Genomic DNA, 6,274 nt, shown 5'->3' with positions numbered 1-6,274 from the left:
ACAGGCATGCCTCCCCCCCCCCATGGCGGGGCGGGGGGGGGGGGGGTGGGGCGGGCGGGGGGGGGGCGGGGGGGGGGGGGGGCCGCGGGCGGCGGGGGGGGGGGGCCCCCGCCCGCCCCGGGGGGGGGGGGGGGGGGGGGGGGGGGGGGGGCCGGCCGCCCCGGCCCCGCCTCCGCCCGCGGCGGCAAACTCGGCCTCCCCGCCCACCGCATGACCACAGCGGTCGCCGCCGGCGCCTACCCCTTCCTCGCCGAAGGAGGACTCGGCGCCCAGGGCATCTACGTCGGCCGCGACGTGCACGCCGAAGCCGCCTTCACCTACGACCCGTTCGCCCTCTACGGCAGGCTCGACGGCTTCACCAACCCCAACATCCTGCTCGCCGGAGTCATCGGCATGGGCAAGTCCGCCCTCGCCAAGTCCCTCGCCGTACGCGCCGTCGCCTTCGGCTACCGCATCTACGTACCATGCGATCCCAAGGGTGAATGGACAGCCGTGGCCCATGAGTTGGGCGGGCAGACCATCGCCCTGGGTCCTGGTCTCCCCGGCCGTCTCAACCCGCTCGACGCCCCGGCGAAGCCTGCCGGCATCAGCGACGAGGACTGGGCGAGCGAGGTCCGCAAGCGCCGTCTCCTCCTGCTCGCCTCGCTCGCCAAGACCGTCCTGCGCCGCGAGCTGCACCCCATGGAGCACACCGCCCTCGACGTCGCCCTCGACGAGGTCGTCACCCACGCCGAGGCCACCGGCACCACTCCCCTGCTCGGCCAGGTCGCCCACGTCCTCGGCTCCCCCGAACGCCTGGACGCCGCACTCGGCGAACCCTCCAGCCGCATCGGCCAGGCCTCTGAAGACCTCGCTCATGCCCTACGCCGCCTCATCCACGGTGATCTGGCCGGCATGTTCGATGCCCCCTCCACGGTGGCCTTCGACCCGAATGCGCCGATGCTCTCCATCGACTTGTCCCGCCTCGGCAGCGCAGGCGATGACACCGCGCTCGTTCTCGCCATGACCTGCGCCTCCGCCTGGATGGAATCCGCGCTCGCCGACCCCGATGGCGGACGGCGCTGGGTCATCTACGACGAAGCCTGGCGGGTCATGCGGCACGTCGCGCTGCTGGAACGGATGCAGAGCCAGTGGAAGCTCTCACGCGGCCTCGGTATCGCCAACATGATGATCGTCCACCGGCTGTCCGACCTCCTGACCGCAGGCGACGCTGGGTCGCGTGGCCGCGCACTCGCCGAGGGCCTCCTCACTGACTGCTCAACCCGCATCATCTACCGCCAGGAAGCAGACCAACTCGCCGCAGCAGCAGCTCTCCTGGGTCTGACTGGCGTCGAGACCCAAGCCGTATCCGCTCTGACCAAGGGACGCGGACTGTGGAAGGTGGCCGGCCGCTCCTTCATCACCCAGCACCTGCTCCATCCCCGCGAACGCGACCTCTTCGACACCGACTTCCGCATGGCGGCCTGACCCACTCAACCGCCGAGGGCCACGCCCTCATTGCTCCCGCTCCTCCGGCTCACCCGGACAAGCTCTCTCCCCGAGGACGGCTCTTCTTGTCTGCGTTTCTCGTCCTTCGCCGTGCTGCACGACGACTGGCCCGGTTCTACGTCACCGCCATCACGACCGGTTCCACCGAACGCCCCATCCCCCTGGCCACCTGCCCATTCGGCGCCCTGGATGAATCGCACCGCCTGGCCGACCGGGCGCTCGCCACAGGTGTCATCGCGAGCCACCGTGGCTGACTACGCATGGATCACGCTGACCCGGCACGTCTACCTGGGCGTGACAGCCAGCGTCTCTGGTGACGACCACGAAGTGGCGCACGGTCTTCTCCTCGAGGCCGGGTTCTCCACGGAGCATCCCGAGTACGAGTACGCCTTGGGCGACGCGGAGCCGGATGTCGTCCAGCCCACCCTCGACCAGCTCCACACCGATGTCGTCGGCCACCATGTCGTCATCGATGACGTCGATCTCGGCCGGCGCCCTCCGATCGCCGCGACGGCCCACCCGCACATCACCGTCGGCCATCACGCCCGCTACGGAGTCATCGCGTCAACCTCCCACGACAATCCTGTCGCGGAGCACATGCTGGGGCGGGTCGGCTTCAAGCGCCTGACCGGCAGCAACATGTACACCCTGACCGAACCACACCGCGAACCGGTCCGGCGCGGCAGCCAGGCGGTCCAGTCGCTGCGGGCTGCGCAGTACAGCGTCACGTCCGATGCGGCCTATGACCTTCAGCCCGTAACCCGTCAGACGCCGGCTTCGAACATGCCCCTCGACGCCTCCCCCGACATCGGCGATCACGTTCAACTCAACCCGAACCGGGTGCTCCGACACCGGCGGGCGCACGCCGCAACCGATGTATCCCCGGCACGCAGTTCCGCCACGTCCCATCGGCCTGCGCTCGCTGCTGAGCAACGCTCCGCACCGGCACCCGCATTGCGAGCCCGTGCGCGCTGACCACCCAACGACACCCAGGAGTCCCGATATCAACCCGCACCAAGACCCCGACGTCGCTTTCGGCCTGATCCCGGATCTCGGCGTGGCTGCTGCCGTCGCGGACGACCGCCCTCTCCTCGACGAGATCCTCCGCGAACACCGCTTCCTCTACTCACATGCACGCGACGTCTATGTGCTGCCGAGCGACACCTCACACACCACCGCCGTCCGCGCGGTGGCCAGGGCAACCCGGGCCTTCCAAGACAACGGATTCTCCGTCGCCGCCGATCCCAAGATCCTTCGTTCGTCCGCTCCGCCGGTCGGCCCCCTTGAAGACACCTTCACCTTGAATGAAGCCCCCGTGCAGGAACGCAGCGATGGCTCGGCACCCGCGCCGTCCATGCGCGCGCGAGCCGCGATCGTGCCATCACCGCATCGGCGCGAAGACGGCCCAGACACCAACGCTCCGGCGAAACGTTCCGCCATCCGTCCCGCCACACGACGCCGCACCCGTTAACCCGCCCCCTCTCTCTGCCTACAAGGAGTCCTGCTCATGACTGTCAAGAAGGTATGGACCATCGATCACGCCTGTGGCCACACCGCCGAGGCCGACCTGTCGGACCGTCCGGCCGATCGCAGGGCCGGCTATGCCCGCTGGCTCAGCGAGCGAGACTGCGCCGAATGCTGGCACGCCTCCCGCAACCGGGACAACGCAGGCAAGGCCGAGTGGCTCGCCCAGAAGCGGGCAGAGGAACAGCTCGCTGCCGAGGAGTGGTCCGAGCAGTACCGCATGCCTCCGCTAGAGGGCACCGAGCGAGCAGCCAACTGGGCCGTCCGATGCCGCCACCAGCTCGCGACCGCCGCCTACACCGCACGTGTCGTCGAGGGCACGACCAGCGAGGCGGAGTGGGAGACGGTCGAGAACCTCATCCGGCAGGTGTCCAGCGCCAGTTGGTGGCTGGACCAGCGTGATGCCGACCCCTCCGACCTGCCCGAACTACTGGAAGCGGCCTCTGCCTCCGATCGGCCGACCGAGAACCCGCACTTCTGAAACCCACACACCCCGGAGCCCTGCCGTGTCCGACACACCAACCATCACGATCACCCGCGAAGACGACGGCAATGTCATCGCCCGCGGCGGCGACGCCCTCGCCAACGCCCTGCTCGACCGCGCCGGCTTCATCTACGAACAATCCATCCGCACCTTCTGGCACCGACTGCACTGGGACACGGGCGAGCAGCGCGAGAACCAGGTAGCCAGCCACGCCGCACGGATGCTCACCGCCGTCGGCTACCGCGTCGATATCAGCCCCGACCTTTTCGTCGGCACGGTGACGACGCCGTCCGACCCACTGGGCAATCGCGTTTACGGCCATCAGATCCTCGCTCTGACCGATCAGCTCAACGGCGCCGAGACCTCCGAGGCGGCGGCCGTCCTCACCGACCACGTCCTCGATCCGCACGACGGAGTGCTCGTCCGCCTCGGCGAGTTCTTCGAGGCCGCCGCAGAAAAGGCCAAGGAAGGCGGGAGCGAGGAGGGCTGGGACCTCGCGGACGACTTCACCGAGGCCGCCGCGACGCTGACCTCGCTCGGCGAGGACCTGCATGTCGCGACCGACCGTTTCAGGGCTCTCGACCGTCCGCCCCGTCCCAGTTGGCAGGCCCAGCTCGTGAACTACTACGCCGCCGCCTCAACCACACACCACCCCGCCGCCACCACGCCCAGTGAAGCTGCCGCATCCACTCCACCCTCCGCACCCAAGCCCGGCCGAACCCGCTGACGCCCCTGGCTCCGACCACCCGCCACCAACACCAACACCAACACCAACACCAACACCAACACCAACACCAACACCAAGAGATACCCCTCGTGAGCACCAGAAGCCCCCGTCGGCCCCAAACCCCGCTCCTCTCCGCACCACCTCACGGGACCGCGCCTTGCCTCGTCCAAACACCACCAGCACACCCTCGACCACCACCGGCACCGACACCCTGCTGTATCTGTTGATCGCGGTCGCAGCGCTCGGCCTCGGCGGAGGAAGCCTGGCCTGGCTCTTCGGCAGCCTCGCCAGTTCCGCGATCGGCGGTGGCCCTTGGCCTCCCTACGCTCCCGCAGCGTCGCTGCTACATCCGGTTCGGCTCTGGCCGCACCTCCCCCACCCGGCCGTGGTCGTTACGTGTTACGTCCTGCCCACGCTGGTACTCCTGGCTGTCCTGCTACTCGGAGCCAAGGTGTGGTTGCGGGTGCGCGGCAGCTCGAGCGGTCTGGCCGACCATCGGGCGCTCGCCGATCTGCTGCCCCAGAGGATTGCCGCCAAGGCGATCGACCTCCGCCCAGGCCTGAAGGACACCAAGCCAAAGCATGTGTCGCCGGACGACCGCGGCGTCCTGCTCGGGACACTTCCCCAAGGCACACGAGAGGTCCGGTCCTCCTGGGAGGACGTGATCGTCGCGATCATGGCTCCCCGGTCCGGGAAGACTTCGGGGCTGGCCATCCCCGCGATCCTGCGCGCGCCCGGCCCGGTCCTGCTGACCAGCAACAAGGCAGCTCGTGATGCCTTTACCGCCACGGCCGCCGCCCGCGCCGAAGTCGGAACGGTGTGGACGTTCGACCCGCAGCAGATCGCCCACGCGCCACAGGACGTGTGGTGGGACATTCTTGCCGACGCCCACGACCTGGCCGGCGCCCGGCGTCTGGCGGGGCACTTCGTCACCGCGTCCGTAAACGAGTCGAGCGCGGGTGACTTCTGGTCCACTGCCGCCGCTAACACCCTCACCGCGCTCTTCCTCGCCGCGGCCCGCGGCCGTCGCCCCATCACCGATGTCCTGGCCTGGCTCGCCTCCCCCGCAGACCGCACCCCCATCGACCTTCTCCAGGACGCCGGGCTCGATGCGGTCGCCGCCCAGTTGCACGGCACGGTCGCCGGCGCGGTGGAGACTCGCGACGGCATCTTCGAAACCGCCCGCCAGTACGCCAGCTGCCTCCTCAACCCGTCTATCGCCGCCTGGGTCACCCCGCCGGACAAGGCGTCGAAGATACGGGAGTTCAAGCCCGAGGAGTTCGCCACCAGCAAGGACACCCTGTTCCTGCTCTCGAAGGACGGCGGCGGGTCCGCCTCTGCGATCATCGCGGCTGCCGCCGACGCCGTGATGCGTACGGCTGTCATTCAGGCCGAGCGCGACGGTGGACGCCTCGACGCACCCATTCTCGCGATCCTCGACGAGGCCGCCAACGTCTGCAAGATCGCCGACCTGCCGGACCTGTACTCACATCTCGGCAGCCGCGGCGTCATCCCCATCACGATCCTGCAGTCCTACCGTCAAGGTGTACGTGTCTGGGGCGAGGCCGGTATGGACGCCCTCTGGTCCGCCGCGACGATCAAACTCATCGGTTCCGGCATCGACGACGCGGACTTCGCGGACAAGCTCTCCCGCCTTGTCGGCGAGCACGACGTACGAACCGTCTCGGTGTCCACCAGCGAATCCGGCAAGTCGACGTCGGTGTCCACGCGTCAAGAGCGGGCACTGCCGGCCGACGCGATCCGCGCCCTGCCCAAGGGATCCGCGCTGCTCCTGGCGACCGGGATCCGACCCGCGCTCCTCGACCTCAAGCCCTGGTACCGCGAGCCCGACGCCGACCGGCTCAGCGCCGCGTCCGCCGAGGAGACAGCAGCCATCACTGATCGCGCCCTGGCCAAGAGCCTGCGCCGCAGCCACTTCGGTCCGGCCGCGTGAAGCCGCTGCCCTGCCGCACTGAACGGGCCAGACCCGGAGCTCCGCCCCGCTCCCCCGACCCCGCATCTCTTAAGGCACAGTCTTGACCCACGTCTCC

The 6,274-nt window shown here is 69.3% G+C and carries 5 protein-coding genes and 1 pseudogene; all 6 read left to right on the top strand.

The window, feature by feature from the left end; all coding sequences use genetic code 11:
• Window positions 1–150: 150 nt before the first annotated feature.
• Window positions 151–1,467, top strand: a pseudogene (locus tag HZS56_RS00945) (putative type IV secretion/conjugal transfer ATPase); the annotation flags it as partial.
• 267 nt (window positions 1,468–1,734) lie between these two features.
• Window positions 1,735–2,463 carry a hypothetical protein gene (locus HZS56_RS00940; protein ID WP_216718671.1) on the top strand — a complete coding sequence of 243 codons (729 nt, stop codon included), beginning with the start codon at window positions 1,735–1,737 and terminating at the stop codon, window positions 2,461–2,463.
• Window positions 2,453–2,959 (top strand): hypothetical protein, encoded by a 507-nt coding sequence (locus tag HZS56_RS00935; protein WP_216718670.1) that lies wholly within the window; start codon window positions 2,453–2,455, stop codon window positions 2,957–2,959. Before HZS56_RS00940 ends, HZS56_RS00935 begins: the two co-directional genes overlap by 11 nt.
• A gap of 36 nt (window positions 2,960–2,995) precedes the next feature.
• A complete protein-coding gene (locus HZS56_RS00930; protein ID WP_216718669.1) occupies window positions 2,996–3,493 on the top strand; it encodes a hypothetical protein in 498 nt (165 codons plus the stop codon).
• Window positions 3,494–3,518: 25 nt separating this feature from the next.
• On the top strand, window positions 3,519–4,223 hold the full coding sequence (locus tag HZS56_RS00925; RefSeq protein ID WP_216718668.1) for a hypothetical protein: 705 nt from the start codon (window positions 3,519–3,521) through the stop codon (window positions 4,221–4,223).
• Between the two features lie 157 nt (window positions 4,224–4,380).
• Entirely contained in the window at window positions 4,381–6,177 is a 1,797-nt protein-coding gene (locus HZS56_RS00920) for a type IV secretory system conjugative DNA transfer family protein (protein ID WP_216718667.1), read from the top strand.
• Window positions 6,178–6,274 lie beyond the last annotated feature (97 nt).

The sequence above is a fragment of the Streptomyces mayonensis genome, from assembly GCF_018982965.1.
In the GTDB taxonomy this organism is placed as follows: Bacteria; Actinomycetota; Actinomycetes; order Streptomycetales; family Streptomycetaceae; genus Streptomyces; species Streptomyces mayonensis.
The sequence above is the reverse complement of the archived record's forward strand: the minus strand, read 5'-3'. Positions and strand labels throughout refer to the sequence as shown.

What these genes read in the sequence shown, in the direction of transcription:
- HZS56_RS00930 (WP_216718669.1), top strand. Translation starts at nt 2,996, where the DNA reads ATGACTGTCAAGAAGGTATGGACCATCGATCACGCCTGTGGCCACACC.